This is a genomic window from Mesorhizobium sp. INR15, from assembly GCF_015500075.1.
In the GTDB taxonomy this organism is placed as follows: domain Bacteria; phylum Pseudomonadota; class Alphaproteobacteria; order Rhizobiales; family Rhizobiaceae; genus Mesorhizobium.
In genome coordinates, this window is record NZ_CP045496.1 from 2,039,696 (window position 1) to 2,055,110 (window position 15,415).

The window sequence follows — 15,415 nt, forward strand, 5'->3', positions numbered from 1 at the left end:
GGTAAGCGGCTTTTGCTAGTCATTGCCTTGACAAGCAAAAGCCGGGCCAGTTTCTATACCCGGTTGCTGAATTTTTCGGCAGTGCGGATGCGTAGAGGAGGCGTTTGAACCAAGCCATGGCGTTGTCGGCGAAATTACAGCTACGACAATCGCAGTCGCTGGTGATGACGCCGCAGCTGATGCAGTCGATTCGGCTGCTGCAGTTCACCCATGCCGAGCTTGAGCATTTCATCGACGACGAGATCGAGCGCAACCCGCTGCTGGAGCGGGCCGAACCGCAGGAAGACGCCGTCAGCGACCAGGCGCAGAAGGCCGATGAGGCGCCGCAGGCGGCTGCCGACGGCGACTGGTTTGAAAATGAGACGCAGTGGAGCGCCGAGGCGATCTCTGAAAAGCTTGATACGTCACTGGAGAACCTGTTTCCCGACGATCCTGGCACCAGCGAGCGCCTCGGCCCCGACCTGACGGCGCAATGGAAGTCGGCATCGGGAAATGGCTCAGGGGCCTCGTCCGAGGGGTTTGACGCTGGCGACATGGCGGCCGCGGCGATCACGCTGCGCGACCATGTCGGCGAACAGGTCGCGCTTGCCTTCACTGAGCCTGCGGCGCGCCTGATCGCCGGTGAGCTTGCCGATGGTCTTGACGAGGCCGGTTACATGCGCGCCGACATGGACGAGATCGCCACACGCCTCGGCGCCGACGCTGCCGCCGTCAACAAAGTGCTGGCGGTGTGCCAGACCTTTGAGCCAGCCGGCATCTTTGCCCGAGACCTTGCCGAGTGCCTGTCGCTGCAGCTTGCCGGGCGCGACCGTCTCGATCCGGCGATGAAGGCGCTGGTCGCCAATCTCGAACTCCTGGCGCGGCGCGATTTCCAGGCGCTGAAACGGATCTGCGGCGTCGACGAGGAGGACCTGCTCGACATGCTGGCCGAAATCCGGGCGCTCGATCCGCGCCCCGGGACAGCTTTTTCGGGTGGCGCCAGCGATGCGGTGGTCGCCGATGTCGAGGTGCGTGCGGCCAATGACGGCAGCTGGACGGTCGAGCTCAATGCCGAAACGCTGCCGCGCGTGCTGGTCGATCATATCTATTTCGCCCAGGTTTCGCCGCATGCCAAGAACCAGGCGGAAAAGGATTTTCTGGCTGAATGCCTGCAAAACGCCAACTGGCTGACGCGCAGCCTCGACCAGCGGGCCAAGACCATCCTCAAGGTCGCTTCCGAAATCGTGCGCCAGCAGGATGCGTTCCTCGTCCATGGCGTGCGGCAGCTGAAGCCGCTCAACCTGCGGATGGTGGCCGACGCCATCGGCATGCATGAATCGACGGTCAGCCGGGTGACAGCGAACAAATACATGCTGACGCCGAGGGGCGTGTTCGAGCTGCGTTATTTCTTCACCGCTTCGATCGCCGCGTCGGGCGGCGGCGATGCACATTCGTCGGAAGCGGTGCGCGATCGCATCAAGCAGATGATCGATGAGGAGAAGCCCGTCGATGTGCTTTCCGATGACGCGATCGTCGACATGTTGAAGGAAAGTGGCGTCGATATCGCCAGGCGCACGGTCGCCAAGTACCGGGAAGGCATGAATATTCCCTCCTCGGTGCAACGCCGGCGTGAAAAGCGCGCGCGCGCCAGCGCCGGTCGCTGAACCCGTTCTGACTTTCCACGGCTTTTGAGCTTCATTGACAAGCCGCGGTGAAGTGGCTAGAAGCCCGCCCGCATGAGACGGGCTGATGCCCGCATGCGGATGGTCCGTCACGACGTTGGCCTCGGGACGGCCCAAAAGGGCGGCTTGTGATCAATCGGAAAGTTCGGATTTAAATCGGCGCGAGTGACGCCGCAAAGCTTGTGCGCACGGATCACGAGTATAAACTCTGGCGAGTTTGAAGCCTGAGCAAGGAAGGTCAGTTTTCAGATGAATTTGCGCATATCGGGAAAACACATGGATATCGGCGATGCGTTCCGGACACGCATCAACGATCGTGTCGGTGAAGCGATCGGGAAATATTTCGATCGCGGCTTTGCCGGACACGTCACTGTCATCAAATCGGGCTCGCGCTATTCGGCGGATTGCATGATCCGGCTGGATTCCGGCACTTCGCTGCAGGCGACCGGCGATGCCCAGGACCCGACGCTTGCCTTCGAGGCGGCGGCGGATAGGCTCGAGACCCGGCTGAGGCGCTACAAGCGGCGGCTGAAGTCACACAATCTGGGCTCCGGCAACGGCGAGCCGACCGACATCGCCTACACGGTGATGGCGCCGCTCGCGGACGACGACGAGGAGATCCCGGAGAATTTCGCCCCGGCCATCGTCGCCGAATCAACCATGGTTCTGAAGACCATGTCGGTGGCATCGGCGGTGATCGAACTCGACACCAAGGACAGCCCGGTCTTCGTCTTCCGCAACGCTGGAAACGACCATCTCAACATCGTCTATCGCCGGCCCGATGGGAACATCGGCTGGATCGATCCGTCCACGACCAAAGTCGCACAGGGATAAAAAAACCAGCCGCACGGGGGGTGGGGACTGGTGACGGCAGGCGAACAAGGGATTTTCAAGCATGGATCTGAGCGATCTTATCAACGTTCCGGCGATATTGCCGGCGTTGAAGGCGAACTCCAAAAAGCAGCTTCTGCAAATGCTGTCCGAAAGGGCAGCGGCGATTTCCGGCATACCGGAGCGGGAAGTGTTCGATACAATCCTGCAGCGCGAGCGCCTTGGTTCGACGGGTGTCGGCAACGGCATCGCCATCCCGCACGGCAAGCTGGCCGGCGTGAAGCGAATCGCCGGCGTTTTCGCACGGCTGGAGACGCCGGTCGATTTCGAGGCGCTGGACGACCAGCCGGTTGACCTGGTGTTTCTGCTTCTGGCGCCCGAGGGTGCCGGTGCCGATCATCTCAAGGCCTTGTCGCGCATCGCACGCGTGCTGCGCGATGCAGACACGGTTGCCAAGATCAGGGGCACGCGCGATGCCGTGGCTATCCACGCGCTCTTGTCTGACACACAGGCCTCGCACGCGGCCTGAAGCTGCTTGTGGATTACTATCCCTGCTAGGGCCGCCATGGGCGGCCCTTTGCGCATCCGGAGGGGGCGTTCTAGTGAATGGCGACCGTGGTCAGGTCGTTTTCCATGGCGCCGGCCAACGCGCGGTCACGCGCGTCCGAAAGCAGGATCGGCTGGCCGTTGGCGGCAAACAGCGCCCACAGTTCCATGCCGGGGGCGATTTCACCGAGATTTGGGAAACGGCCGAGCAATTCATCGCTCGAGACCTTGCGCAGATAGGCCACCGAGCCTTCACCGAGATGGGCGAATTCGCCGCTGGTCATGGTGATATTTTCTTCAGTTCTGGTCATTTCAAGCCTCCTTGGCGCGAGGATGCCGCTCAGGGCCATCCTGCATGAGAGCCATTCGATTTGCCGCATCGTGCTATCGAAAAACCGGTACGGATTTCCCGGCCGACGCGGTGGTAAAGATCAGTCTTTCACCGATATGTTTATTTTCCGTACCAGCCGTTCGGACTCGGGCCGATCGAGATCGATCGACAAGAGGCCGTTCTTCAGTTCCGCCGCGATGACCCGCATGCCGTCGGCCAGCACGAAACAGCGCTGGAACTGGCGTGCGGCGATGCCGCGGTGGAGGAACTCGCGCTCGGTGTCGTCGGTCTGACGGCCGCGCACGACCAACTGGTTTTCTTCCGTGGTGACATCGAGATCGCTTTCGGCGAAACCGGCGACTGCCAGTGTGATGCGCAACCTTTCGGTCTTGCCGTCGTCGCCGCTGAGGCGTTCGATGTTGTAGGGAGGGTAGCTGTCACCCGACTTCGCCAGACGCTCCAGCGTTTTTTCCATGGCATCGAAACCAAGGAGAAGCGGGCTGGAAAATGGCGTCATTCGGCTCATGTTACACTGTCCTCTCAAGAGCGACATAAAGTGGAAAAACCCTGATGGCATTTTTCCCTGTGGTGTTGATATGGTCCGCCCCGCGACCAAGTTCAAGCCATCAATGAACCCGCCCTGATACCTGCCCAAAAAGACTCGCAAAACCAAGGAATTGAAATGCCCCAATCACGCAAGATCATCATCGACACGGATCCCGGCCAGGATGATGCCGTAGCCATACTCCTGGCGCTGGGCAGTGCCGAACTGGAGATCGTCGGCATCACCGCGGTTGCCGGCAATGTGCCGCTGAAGCTCACCGAAAAGAATGCCCGCAAGATCTGCGAATTGGCTGGCCGTCCCGACACCAAGGTCTATGCAGGCGCCATCCGGCCATTGATGCGTGAACCGGTCACCGCCGAGGAAGTGCACGGCAAGACCGGCCTCAACGGGCCGCAATTGCCTGAGCCGACCATGAAGCTGCAGGAGCAATACGCCGTCGATTTCCTTGTTGAGACATTGATGCGTGAAGAGAGCGGCACCATCACGCTTTGCCCGCTCGGGCCGCTCACCAACATCGCGCTGGCGCTGATCCGCGAGCCGAAGATCGCGCCGCGCATCAAGGAAATCGTGCTGATGGGTGGCGGGTTCTTCGAAGGCGGCAATGTCACCCCGGCCGCCGAGTTCAACATCTATGTCGATCCGCACGCCGCCGACGTGGTGCTGAAGTCCGGCATCCCGATCGTCATGATGCCGCTCGATGTCACCCACAAGGCACTGACCACGTCCAAGCGCATCGAGGCTTTCCGCAAGCTCGGCACCAGGGTCGGCACCGCCACCGCCGACATGCTCGAATTCTTCGAGCGCTACGACGAGGAAAAATACGGCACCGACGGCGGACCGCTGCACGACCCTTGCGTGATCGCCTATCTGCTGAAGCCGGAGCTGTTCAAGGGGCGCAGTTGCAATGTCAGCGTGGAAACCAGCTCGGAACTGACCATGGGCATGACCGTCATCGACTGGTGGGGCGTGACCAAGCGGCCGAAGAACGCCATGGTGATGCGCGACATCGACCACGATGCCTTTTTCGCCCTGCTGGTGGAGAGGCTGGGGCGGCTTTAGGGTTCTTTTTACCTTCTCCCCTTGAGGGAGAAGGTGACCTCGCGAGGCGAGGTCGGATGAGGGGTGTTCCAGGAAACACCAGCGTCTAACTTCGCTGGAACACCCCTCATCCGGCTCGGCGCTATGCGCCGATCCACCTTCTCCCACAAGGGGAGAAGGAAAGGCGCTACTTCGACCGCGAGAACGCCAGCCACAGGCCACCGCCGATCATGAAGCTGCCGGTGATCCGTGACAGCAGCTTGATGCGGCTGGCCGACAGCAGGCGGCCGGCGCGGCTGGCGGCGAGCGCGTAGGTCGAATCCGACATGGCGGCGAAGATCATGGCGGTCAGGCCCATGATGGCGATCTGCAGCGGGTAATTGCCGGTCGGCGAGATGAACTGCGGAAAGAAGGCACCGAAGAAGATCAGCGTCTTGGGATTGCTCAGCGCCACCAGCAGGCCTTGCAGGAAGAACCCGCCGCGCGGTCTGCGCGGCGATCCGTCGGCGTTCAGCGTGCCCTTCGAGCGGAACATTTGCACGCCCATCCAGATCAGGTAGGCCGCGCCGATCAGCCTGACCCATTCGAACCAGTGGCCCATGCCCGCGATCAGCGAGGTCAGGCCGATGCCGACGACGGCGATCATGATGGCGAGCCCGGCCTGCGTGCCGGCGACATTGGCAAGACCGGCACGGGAGCCGTGACGGATGCTGTTGGCGATGATCAGCGTGACCGTCGGCCCGGGCACCAGGATGATGACGATGCAAGCAAGGACATAGGCGGCGTAGAGTTCCAGCGACATGTTTTTCCCTCACAATGCCGATTGTGCGGCGCGGTTGGCGACAATCAATGCATGACAAGGATGCCGGCGCAAGCCGACACGAATGCCGCAACCTTCGCCTGGTTCAGGCGCCGGCCTGCCACGGCAAAATCGCTTCATAGGCGGCCGCCGCCCGCAGCACGGCAAGATCGCCGCGCGGCCTTCCGATCAATTGCATGCCCATCGGCCGGCCTTGATCATCGAAGCCAACCGGCACGTTGACGGCCGGACAGCCGCCCATCGTGGCGAACGAGGAAACCTGCATCCAGCGGTGGTAGCTGTCCATTGTCCGGCCGGCGACCTCGCGTGGCCAAGGCGTGCCGACCGCGAAAGGAAACACCTGCGCGGTCGGCAAAGCGATCAGATCGAAGCGGTCGAAGAGCGACAGCAGCGCGCGATGCCAGGATGAGCGGATGACGGAGGCGGCGCGGATCTGCGGCGCCGTGAGGCGCATCGCGGCTTCGACCTCCCAGACAGCCTCGGGCTTCAGCAGGCCGCGTTTCGAAGGTTCGTCATAGTGCGCCTTGAGCGCACAGCCGCTGCTGGCCTGCCGCAGTGTCACGAAGGCCTGCCACAGCGCTTCAAAATCGAACTCCGGCAGCAGCGGTTCGGTCACGAAGGAAACGGCCTCAAACCGTTTGAGGGCCGCCTCGCACAATTCCAGGATGCCTGGCTCAATCGGCAGATGGCCGCCGAGGTCGCCAAGCCAGGCGATGCGGCGGCCGTTTGCGGCTGTCTCCAGCCCTGCGAGGAATGAACCTTGCTTTTCATAAGATAGCGGCGCGTGCGGATGATAGCCCGACTGCACATCGAGCAGCAGCGCCATGTCGCGGACATTGCGGCCCATCGGTCCTTCAACGCCCATCTGCGCATGAAACACCTCGACATCAGGGCCGCCAGGGACAAGCCCCTGCGACGGGCGGAAGCCATAGACATTGTTCCAGCCGGCCGGGTTGCGCAGCGAGCCGCCAAAGTCGCTGCCATCCGCGACTGGCACCATGTCGAGCGCCAGCGCCACGGCGGCGCCACCGCTCGAGCCGCCGGCGGTGAGCGCAGGATCGAAAGCGTTCAACGTCGGTCCGAACACGGTGTTGTAGGTGTTGGAGCCAAGGCCGAATTCGGGGACATTGGTCTTGCCGATGATGATGGCGCCGGCCTTGCGCATGCGTTCGACGAAGAAATCGTCCTCCGGCGGCGTAAAGTCAGCGAAGATCGGCGACCCGAATGAGGTCCTGAGTCCCTTGGTCATGGCCAGATCCTTGACCGCGATCGGCAAGCCGAACAGCGGGCCGGTTTCTATGTCCGGCTGCCGGGCATCGGCCGCATCGGCCTCGCGCAGGATGTCGGCGCGGTCGCGCAACGAGACGATGGCGTTGACCATCGGATTGACCGTCTCGATGCGGTCGAGGAAGGCTTCCACCACCTCGCGCACCGAAAGGTCTTTTCGTTTTATCCTGCCGGCAAGCTCGACGGCGGAGAGACGGCAGATGTCACTGGCAGCCGGTACGGCGTGCTTTGTCCGAGGGCGCATGATCGTCACTCAGTTGGATTTCAACAGCGCCTGATCGACGTCCTTGGCCAGCGGGATCGCCGGCTGGGCGCCAGGCTTCAGACAGGCCAGCGATCCGGCCGCGGCGGCGCGCGTCAGCGCCTGGTCGAGCGCCAGGCCCGATGACAGGCCGGCGGCGAAGTAACCACAGAACGTGTCACCGGCGCCGACCGTGTCGACAGGCGTGATCTTGACCGCTGGAATGGTCAGGAAATCGCTTGGCGTCGCGGCCAGCACGCCATCACCACCGAGCGTGACGACGATGGTGCGGCCAGTCTTGCCGGCATAGTCGCGCATCCGCGCCGGACGGTCTCGGCCGCTCAGCGACAATGCCTCGCCATAGAGGTCGAATTCGGTTTCGTTGGCGACGGCATAGTCGGCCTTGCCGAGGAAGCCGGCTGCCTCGGCTTGGAAAGGTGCCGTATTGAGCACGGTGATGGCGCCCGCCGCCGCTGCCGCGTCAAGTGCCGCGTCGACGGTTGCAAGTGGGATCTCATGCTGCAACAGGACCACATCGCCCTTCGCCAGGAAGGCCTTGGAAAGGTCGCCGGGCAGGACCGATGCGTTGGCGCCGGGCACCACCGCAATCACGTTTTCGCCGTCGTCCCCGACCATGATCAGCGCCGTGCCGGTGGAGGCGAATGTTTCGGCGATGCCAGAGAGATCAACCTTGCCGTCACGCAGCAGCGCCAGCGCTTCGGCGGCAAAACTGTCCTTGCCGACGGCTCCAACCATGCGGACCGAGGCACCGGCGCGGGCGGCGGCCAGCGCCTGGTTGGCGCCCTTGCCGCCCGGTGCGGTGACAAAGGCCGAGCCGCGCACCGTCTCGCCGGGGCTCGGCAAGCGGTCGACATTGGCGATGAGGTCGAGGTTGATCGAGCCGATTACGATAATCAAGAAATGCCTCCCGCTATATTTGCGCGGGAAGCTACCCCGGAAGGCCACGGCTTGCCAGATGTCGAATGTGGTTTGCCGCTATGCCATCATTCGCAGCGTATGGTCACCGTGCCTTGATAGCTGCCGGCCGGATAGACGCCGCTCGACTTGGTGGCGGTGAGATCGACCTCGATAGGGTGGGTGCCGTTGGCGACCCTTTGCGGCACGCTTCCGTTGGTGTCGGCGCCGGTGCCATCGAGGCGGTAGACCGTGCTGAAGGTGACGTTCGTGCCACCGCCGCTGGGTGCTGAAGTGAATGCGGCGGGTGCTGGTGCGGACACGGAGTAGCAGTCGAGCAGGTTGAGCAAGCTGCAGAGCAGGGAGCTTGCGGTGATGGTGGCGCTGGCGCTCTGTCCGCCGGCCTGTTTGGATCCCAAGATGTTGATGGCGGTATTCGCCTTCATCGTTCCAGATGGGCCGACCACGATGGTGCAAGTGCCGATGATCGCCGCCGGCGCCGGCTGGCTGAGGCTGGCAAATGCCGCCATCGCAAGCAGCGTGCGGTTATTTCTTCTTCTTTTTCTTGCCATCGCCATTTCCGGTTCTGAGGCTCCAGCCTTCGTTGGCCCATCCGGCTGATGCAGGCGCGCGAGTGGTGGCGGCAACGCTCGCCGTCTGACCATCTCCACCGAGGCCCATTTTGAGGAGTTTCAATTCCAGTTGCAGGCGCTCGACCTCAAGCTCGTAGAGGCGCCCGCAATCGACGCGTTTCGGCTGCCGGCCGATCGGGATCACCACGCGGCCGTAGGTGGCGACGCCGTTGTCCGACTGGTTGTTGCCCCTGATGACACCGAGGTCGACATAGGCGCCGCTGCCGGAAACCGCCGAGCGGCAGGTTGTGCCGTCGGCGGCGTGGACCTCGTCCTGGCCCTGAGGCAAGGTGACGCCGGGCAAATTGAAGCCGTTCTCATTCTGATTGAGATTGTAGACTTGTTCCTGGGCCTGGGTTGAAGTCGTGCCTGCCGCGGCAAGCATAAGCGTCAGTGTCAGGATTTGTGGTGCCCAAAAAACTTTCCGCATATCTGAGCCCTTATCTGCGTCTGTTCGTTGGGAAAGGGGATGCTTTCGGTACAGATACGCACTTTGCGATCAGTGGCGCCGTCGAAGGGCACAACCACAAGAACCGGACGAGAAGCCTGTCCCGCCAGTTGGAAGACATTAGGCGAGATCCTGGCGTTCACCGGCTGAAAATCCTGATCATAGACATGGACCTCGACCTTGATCTTCTTGTCGTAGGGATTGGCCGGGAAGACGCGGACCGCGAAAGCGTTGGTGAAGCTGTTGACCTCACCGCGCATCGGCGACATCGACTGGGCCGAGACAGCAACCGGCAGCAGGCCGACGGCCAGCGCCGCCGTCAGGTTGAGAACTTGTTTCAAGGACCCCTCCGAGGGTGTTATTCGCAGCGCACTGTAACTGTTGCCTGATAGTTGCCGGCGGCGAAGCGGTTGCTGCCGCCCTTGGTGCCGGCAAGATTGACCGAGACGAGCGACCCCCCCGGGGCGCTCAGGCTGGTGGTCGAACCCGTTTCGGCGATGGTGTGCGCGCCGGTCGAGGAATAGGTGGGCGCCCACGTGGTCGCTGTGGCGTCGGCTGCAGGAGCCGTGACTGTGGTCACCGGATCAACGCTGAGCGACACACCGCCGGTGGTGGTCAGTGTCACGGTTCCAGGCAGTCCGCCTGAGTTGTGGGAGCTCAGCGACTGGAGGTCCGGGCTGGCCGTCATCGTGCCACTGGTGACGACCACAAGCGTGCAGGTCGCGGTGATCACGCCATTGAAGATGACATTTTGCGTCGTGGCCGATGCAGTCTGGCCCATGCAGGGGACCAGAAAGGCCGCTCCTGCGGCGAGGCGAAGAAGTCTCATTGGAACCTCCTGATAGATCGGAAATTCCGACCTAACCTGAGATCATCATCGGCTCATCGTGGTTAATTTTCTGTTACTCGACGGCCCGATTCTTTACATCATTTTAACAGATCATTGTTAATTCAAAGTTGTATGCGGTTGTACCTTAGTAAATTACGAAATATATATAAAGTAATACTTGGTGCAACGCAGCGGATTTATTTCTGGTCAAAACTCCAGAAAAACGATATTTCAAGAAGCGATCTGGCCCGCCTCCCAACCTAGGATGGCGCGCTTGCGGGTCAGGCCCCAGTGATAGCCGGTGAGATCACCGGACTTGCCGATGGCGCGGTGGCACGGCACCACGAAGGAAAGCGGGTTGGCGCCATTGGCGGCGCCGACGGCGCGGCTGGCGGATGGCGAACCGATGCTGGCGGCAATCGAGGAATAGGTGCTGGCCTTGCCCATCGGGATCTTGAGCAGCGCTTCCCAGACGCGAACCTGAAAGTCCGTACCGATCATGACGACATGCAGCGGCTGGTCGGCACGCCACAGCGTCGGATCGAAAATACGCGCGGCGTAAGGGCCGGTCGCGGCCATGTCCTCGACATAGACGGCGTTCGGCCAGCGGCTGGACATGTCGGCGAAGGCGGCGCGTTCCTCGCCCGGATCGTTGAAGGCAAGGCCGGCGAGCCCGCGGTCGGTAGCCATGATCAAGGCGGTGCCGAACGGCGACGTATGATAGCCATAACGGATGGTGAGCCCCGCGCCGCGCGTCTTATAGTCGCCAGGCGACATTGCTTCATGGGTAACGAACAGGTCGTGCAGCCGACCGGGGCCGGACATGCCCAATTCAAACGACGTCTCGAGCAGCGGCATGCCGGAATCAAGCAGCTTTCGGGCATGGTCGAGCGTCACCGCTTGCAGGAAGGCCTTGGGAGACAGGCCGGCCCAGCGGGTGAACAGCTTCTGCAGCCCGGTCGGCGTTTCGCCGACTTCTTCCGCCAATTCTTCCAGCGACGGCTGGTCTCGATAATCGAGGCTGATCTTCTCGATGGCGCGGCGCACGATTTCGTAGTCGCTGCCTTCGGGCGTGATGTCCTTTTTGAGGATTGCTGTCTGTGTGCTCATCGAACGATCTCCTTGATCCGGAATATCGCCCCTTGGGGCCGCGAGCACCACCCGAAACTTGCCTTCTTCGCGCGCATACCCAGATAGAATCGGCTGAGGCTGCTGCATTCCATCCGGCGCCCACGAGATACTAAGGCTGTTGTGATGCCGGTTCCAAGGCGTCTGGCTAGCGCGTCCTGGCGGTCGCCAGCGCGCGTGAAAAAGCGGTTGCAAAGCTCTCGCGATCGTCGGGATTGAGGAAGCCGCCAATCGGCACGTTCTGCCCCTGGCCTTCCACTGTCATCGCGGTGATGCCGATCTCGGCGTGGCGGGAGACCGAGAAGCGCGCCCAGAACGGGTTGAAGCGATGCGCTTCCGATTTCCCCGACGGAGCCGTCTTGCGGATATCAAGGCTGGTGCGTGACACCGAGACCTCCTCACGGGCCCGCGCGGCGCGGTAGTTGACGCGGAAGGCGATATAGACGGCGATCACATCGAGGCCAAAGAAGCCGAACACCGGCCAGGCGCCACGCGACAGGAAGAATGCGCCGGTCACCACCCAGCCGAACAGAAGTGTGCCCATCAGCACGGCAAACCCGGTCTTGCCCAGCGACCGATGCGGTGTCAGCAGCGCCTGGAAGAATGGTTCGTCAGCCTGGAAAGAGGCGTTTGTATCGCTCATGCCAGGATATTATAGGAAGGGAATGGCGAGCCCCAAGTCCAAAGATTCTTCCATTCCCAAAAAAGAGCTGTTGCCCGGGCGGCGCGACGGGTCGAACGCCAAGCCGCGTCCCCGGCCGGTGCGACGCTCGTCGCGCTACAGCCCGGCCGAGGTGCATGAGATTTTCCGGCGCTTTTCGGTTCAGCGGCCGGAACCGAAGGGCGAACTGGAGCATGTGAACGCCTTCACGTTGCTGGTCGCGGTGGTGCTTTCGGCGCAGGCAACCGACGTCGGCGTCAACAAGGCGACGCGGGCACTGTTCAAGATTGCCGACACGCCGCAAAAGATGCTGGCGCTCGGCGAAGCCAAGGTCGGCGATCACATCCGCACCATCGGCCTGTGGCGCAACAAGGCCAAGAATGTCATCGCACTATCGGAAGCGCTGATCCGCGACCATGGCGGCGAGGTGCCTGATGACCGAGACGAACTGGTGAAGTTGCCGGGCGTCGGACGCAAGACCGCCAATGTCGTGCTCAACATGGCCTTTGGCCAGCATACGATGGCGGTCGATACGCACATTTTCCGCATAGGCAACCGGCTTGGGCTGGCGCCGGGCAAGACGCCTGAGCAGGTCGAGCAGGGCCTGCTGAAAATCATTCCCGACGAATACATGCGCCATGCGCATCATTGGCTGATCCTGCACGGCCGCTATGTCTGCAAGGCTCGCAAGCCGGATTGCCCGGCCTGCGTCATCGCCGACATCTGCAAGGCTGCGGAGAAGACGGCGGGCATTGCCGCACCACTGGTGCCGATTGAACCGCTTGAAACGGCCGCCGAAAATCAGATCCCGTAGCCGCGCGCCATCGCGGCGGCGAAGATCGGGATCAGCAGGAAGACGGCGGCCTCGGCGCGGATAAAGGTCTTCACCGAGGCAAGCTCGCTTGCCGGCACCAGGAACGAGGGATTGGCGCGCGCTTGCCTGTTCCAGGAAATGAAGCGCATGGTTGGCTGGATTGACAGCAGCCCGACGATGCCAAAGGCGATCATCTTGGCCCAGAACACCCAATTGTGGACATAGAACTCCCAGCCCCTCAGGCCGTATACGACGCGGCCGATGCCGATGATGATGATCAGCATGGCAATGGCGCCATAGTGACGGTCAATGCCGGCCAGCCGCCGGATCGTCGTGGCGGGCAAGTCGCCTCGGATCAGCACGAATTCGGCGCCGATGATCCCGGCCAGCGAAAACACCAGCAGATGATGGACAATCGCCAGTATGAGATCGGTGGTATCCATGCTCGTTCCCTTGGGTTTGATGGCAACGGCCAGCGTCCAACAGAGCCGCCAGGTGCTGAATCAGTCTGCCTCGAAAGTAACACTGTCCGGCAAAATTCTCATAGCGGGTCGACGATACCTAGCCATCAGCACCGTTGACGCCGATTACCGGCAAGGTAATTTCTCGGTATGACCGGACTGAAACGCGCCTTGAATGCAATGTCGGACGAGACTCGTGCCGCCTTGACAGAACACGGCCTGATGGCGGGCTATGAGGCCCGCCCGGATTACCAGAGGAATGACTATCTCGGCTGGATTGCTCGCGCCAAGCGCCCGGATACGAGGCAGAAGCGGCTCGACCAGATGCTCGACGAATTGCGGCGCGGTGGCATCTACATGAACATGGCCTGGCGCGGCTGAAGCGGTTTTCCCTGTCTGGAAGATGACATGCGCCGCCTTGGCTCTAGCTCGGCTGCGAACGTCTGCTAGCCCTCGGCGGCACAAGCGAGGTATTTTCCATGAGCAATCCGCAAGCTGGCAATGTCCCTCTCATCGAGACGGAACGGGCCATCCTGAGGGCACACCGGTTGGCGGATTTCGACGCTTATACAGCGATGTGGGCCGATCCCACCGTCACCCGTTTCATCGGCGGCAAGCCACGCACGCGCGAAGAGAGCTGGATGCGTTTCCTGCGTCACGCAGGCCTCTGGTCGCTGCTCGGCTATGGGTTCTGGGCAATCGAGGAGAAGGCGACGGGCCGTTTCATCGGCGAGGCTGGCTTTCATGATCTCAAGCGCGATATCGAGCCGCGGATCGAGGGCATCCCCGAGGCCGGATGGGCGCTTGCGCCGGCAGCGCATGGTTCGGGTCTCGCCACGGAGATCGTCACCCGCGTCCTCGCCTGGGGAGAGGAGACATTTGGCCGCTCGAAAACCGTCTGCATCATCGATCCGGAAAATACGGCTTCGCTCAATGTAGCCAGGAAGTGCGGCTACAGCGAAGTTGCGCGGACCTTCTATCACGACGCTCCAACCATCATGCTGGAGCGGGTCGCCTGAGGCCCGTCATCGACTGGACATGCCTGCTCTGCTAAGCATCGATCCTTCAAGTGGGGGGATGATCGATGCATGCAATTTCGACGACGGCGGCGAAGCTTTTCCTGGCGGGGCTGTCGCTCTTCCTGACGCTGCAACTGGCCGCTGCCGACGCCACGGTACCGAAGGCCGATATCAAGGGCGCGGCCGACAATCATCTGGCCAAACGCTACGAAGGCTCGTTCATCGTCTCCTACCAGAAACTCGCCTTCACCGACTTCAGTGTGCCGCTGTCACCGCTGAAGCCAAGCGCTGACACCGACGCGCATGACGCGATGAACAATCGCGTTTTCGCGCCGGAAAAGAAGACCGAGGCCGAAGGCGCCTTGACCCGCATTGCTTATGTACTGCCGACCGAGCGCTCGCCGCTTGAAGTGCTGCGCAATTACCAGGACGTGATCCAGGCAGCCGGCGGCGAGGTTCTGTTCGAGTGCAAGAAGGAGGAATGTGGCGGCGCCGCGGACCGTTCTTCGAGCGGCGGCGGCGGCGACATGAGTCTGACGATGTATTTCTTCCACGAGAGCGATCTCAAGGACGCAGCCTTTTCCAATGGCGCCTGTGCCTTGGCTTCGGGCATCAACGACCAGCGCTTCTTCTCGGCCAGGGTGCCGCAGGATGGTGGCGACGCCTATGTCACGGTGCAAACTTATTCCTTGACCGACGATCTCTACTGCAAGGCGCTCAACGGCCGCACCGTCGCCGTCGTTCAAGTGCTGGAACCCAAGGCACGCGACAAGAAGATGGTGGTGGTCGAAGCGGCCAAGATGGCGGATTCACTGACCGCCATCGGCAGCATCTCCCTCTATGGCATCTTCTTCGACACCGACAAGGCAGAGATCAAGCCGGAATCCGAACCGACGCTGAAGGAGATATCGACGCTGCTGGCCAATGAGCCAAAGATGGCGGTGATCGTCGTCGGCCACACCGACAACCAGGGCGCCTTCGATTACAATCGCGACCTCTCGTCGCGGCGCGCGCAAGCGGTGAAGGCGGCGCTGGTGTCGAAATACGGCATCGACGCCGCACGGCTGACATCGGCCGGCGCCGGCATGATGGCGCCCGTCGCCAGCAATGACGATGAAACCGGCCGTGCCAAGAACCGGCGGGTGGTTCTGGTCAAATTGAACTGAGGCGGGCGCACCGTCCGCCCGA

General features: G+C 62.0%; 20 protein-coding genes. 8 read left to right on the forward strand and 12 right to left on the reverse strand.

Annotated elements, in window-relative coordinates; all coding sequences use genetic code 11:
• The first annotated feature begins 116 nt into the window (after positions 1-116).
• The 3 genes from rpoN to ptsN all read left to right on the forward strand — a co-directional run bounded on the left by rpoN (position 117) and on the right by ptsN (position 3,021).
• Positions 117-1,643, forward strand: a complete 1,527-nt coding sequence (gene rpoN, locus GA829_RS09870) for an RNA polymerase factor sigma-54 (protein WP_195179589.1) — start codon at positions 117-119, stop codon at positions 1,641-1,643.
• Positions 1,644-1,910: 267 nt separating this feature from the next.
• A complete protein-coding gene (gene hpf / locus GA829_RS09875) occupies positions 1,911-2,495 on the forward strand; it encodes a ribosome hibernation-promoting factor, HPF/YfiA family (RefSeq protein WP_195178312.1) in 585 nt (194 codons plus the stop codon).
• Between the two features lie 61 nt (positions 2,496-2,556).
• On the forward strand, positions 2,557-3,021 hold the full coding sequence (gene ptsN, locus GA829_RS09880; protein ID WP_195178313.1) for a PTS IIA-like nitrogen regulatory protein PtsN: 465 nt from the start codon (positions 2,557-2,559) through the stop codon (positions 3,019-3,021).
• A 70-nt stretch (positions 3,022-3,091) separates the two neighbouring features.
• On the opposite strand, the gene GA829_RS09885 is transcribed toward ptsN, so the two are convergent.
• Both GA829_RS09885 and GA829_RS09890 read right to left on the reverse strand, forming a co-directional pair.
• The gene (locus GA829_RS09885) at positions 3,092-3,349 is read right to left on the reverse strand and encodes a BQ00720 family protein (RefSeq protein ID WP_195178314.1); all 258 of its coding nucleotides are present in this window, start codon (positions 3,347-3,349) and stop codon (positions 3,092-3,094) included.
• A gap of 120 nt (positions 3,350-3,469) precedes the next feature.
• Positions 3,470-3,895 (reverse strand): Hsp20 family protein, encoded by a 426-nt coding sequence (locus GA829_RS09890; RefSeq protein WP_195178315.1) that lies wholly within the window; start codon positions 3,893-3,895, stop codon positions 3,470-3,472.
• 156 nt (positions 3,896-4,051) lie between these two features.
• Here GA829_RS09890 and GA829_RS09895 point away from each other — a divergent pair, with 156 nt between their 5' ends.
• Positions 4,052-4,993, forward strand: a complete 942-nt coding sequence (locus GA829_RS09895) for a nucleoside hydrolase (RefSeq protein ID WP_195178316.1) — start codon at positions 4,052-4,054, stop codon at positions 4,991-4,993.
• Positions 4,994-5,159: 166 nt separating this feature from the next.
• Here the strand turns inward: GA829_RS09895 and GA829_RS09900 are convergent, their stop codons facing one another.
• The 9 genes from GA829_RS09900 to GA829_RS09940 form a co-directional block, all read right to left on the reverse strand.
• Complete coding sequence (locus GA829_RS09900; RefSeq protein WP_195178317.1) at positions 5,160-5,774, reverse strand: LysE family translocator; 615 nt, start codon at positions 5,772-5,774, stop codon at positions 5,160-5,162.
• Between the two features lie 103 nt (positions 5,775-5,877).
• The gene (locus GA829_RS09905; RefSeq protein ID WP_195179590.1) at positions 5,878-7,326 is read right to left on the reverse strand and encodes an amidase; all 1,449 of its coding nucleotides are present in this window, start codon (positions 7,324-7,326) and stop codon (positions 5,878-5,880) included.
• Between the two features lie 6 nt (positions 7,327-7,332).
• Positions 7,333-8,238, reverse strand: coding sequence for a ribokinase (locus tag GA829_RS09910; protein WP_195178318.1), 906 nt, complete (start codon positions 8,236-8,238; stop codon positions 7,333-7,335).
• An 86-nt stretch (positions 8,239-8,324) separates the two neighbouring features.
• Entirely contained in the window at positions 8,325-8,807 is a 483-nt protein-coding gene (locus GA829_RS09915; RefSeq protein ID WP_195178319.1) for a hypothetical protein, read from the reverse strand.
• Complete coding sequence (locus GA829_RS09920) at positions 8,782-9,297, reverse strand: hypothetical protein (RefSeq protein ID WP_195178320.1); 516 nt, start codon at positions 9,295-9,297, stop codon at positions 8,782-8,784. Before GA829_RS09920 ends, GA829_RS09915 begins: the two co-directional genes overlap by 26 nt.
• Complete coding sequence (locus GA829_RS09925; RefSeq protein ID WP_258052328.1) at positions 9,264-9,584, reverse strand: hypothetical protein; 321 nt, start codon at positions 9,582-9,584, stop codon at positions 9,264-9,266. Before GA829_RS09925 ends, GA829_RS09920 begins: the two co-directional genes overlap by 34 nt.
• A gap of 89 nt (positions 9,585-9,673) precedes the next feature.
• Complete coding sequence (locus GA829_RS09930; RefSeq protein ID WP_195178321.1) at positions 9,674-10,144, reverse strand: hypothetical protein; 471 nt, start codon at positions 10,142-10,144, stop codon at positions 9,674-9,676.
• 231 nt (positions 10,145-10,375) lie between these two features.
• On the reverse strand, positions 10,376-11,254 hold the full coding sequence (locus tag GA829_RS09935) for a methylated-DNA--[protein]-cysteine S-methyltransferase (RefSeq protein WP_195178322.1): 879 nt from the start codon (positions 11,252-11,254) through the stop codon (positions 10,376-10,378).
• A gap of 166 nt (positions 11,255-11,420) precedes the next feature.
• Complete coding sequence (locus GA829_RS09940; RefSeq protein ID WP_195178323.1) at positions 11,421-11,915, reverse strand: DUF2244 domain-containing protein; 495 nt, start codon at positions 11,913-11,915, stop codon at positions 11,421-11,423.
• A 22-nt stretch (positions 11,916-11,937) separates the two neighbouring features.
• Between GA829_RS09940 and nth the strand changes: the two genes are divergently transcribed.
• Positions 11,938-12,747: an endonuclease III gene (nth, locus tag GA829_RS09945; protein WP_195178324.1), complete on the forward strand. Its 810-nt coding sequence runs from the start codon at positions 11,938-11,940 to the stop codon at positions 12,745-12,747.
• On the opposite strand, the gene GA829_RS09950 is transcribed toward nth, so the two are convergent.
• Positions 12,735-13,190: a DUF2214 family protein gene (locus GA829_RS09950; protein ID WP_195178325.1), complete on the reverse strand. Its 456-nt coding sequence runs from the start codon at positions 13,188-13,190 to the stop codon at positions 12,735-12,737. The genes nth and GA829_RS09950 overlap by 13 nt on opposite strands.
• Before the next feature lie 168 nt (positions 13,191-13,358).
• On the opposite strand from GA829_RS09950, the gene GA829_RS09955 reads away from it, so the two are divergent.
• From GA829_RS09955 to GA829_RS09965, 3 genes are all read left to right on the forward strand, one after another.
• Positions 13,359-13,589, forward strand: coding sequence for a YdeI/OmpD-associated family protein (locus tag GA829_RS09955; RefSeq protein WP_195178326.1), 231 nt, complete (start codon positions 13,359-13,361; stop codon positions 13,587-13,589).
• A gap of 98 nt (positions 13,590-13,687) precedes the next feature.
• Positions 13,688-14,227 (forward strand): GNAT family N-acetyltransferase, encoded by a 540-nt coding sequence (locus GA829_RS09960; protein WP_195178327.1) that lies wholly within the window; start codon positions 13,688-13,690, stop codon positions 14,225-14,227.
• A 65-nt stretch (positions 14,228-14,292) separates the two neighbouring features.
• Positions 14,293-15,393, forward strand: coding sequence for an OmpA family protein (locus tag GA829_RS09965; protein ID WP_195178328.1), 1,101 nt, complete (start codon positions 14,293-14,295; stop codon positions 15,391-15,393).
• The last annotated feature ends 22 nt before the right edge of the window (positions 15,394-15,415 follow it).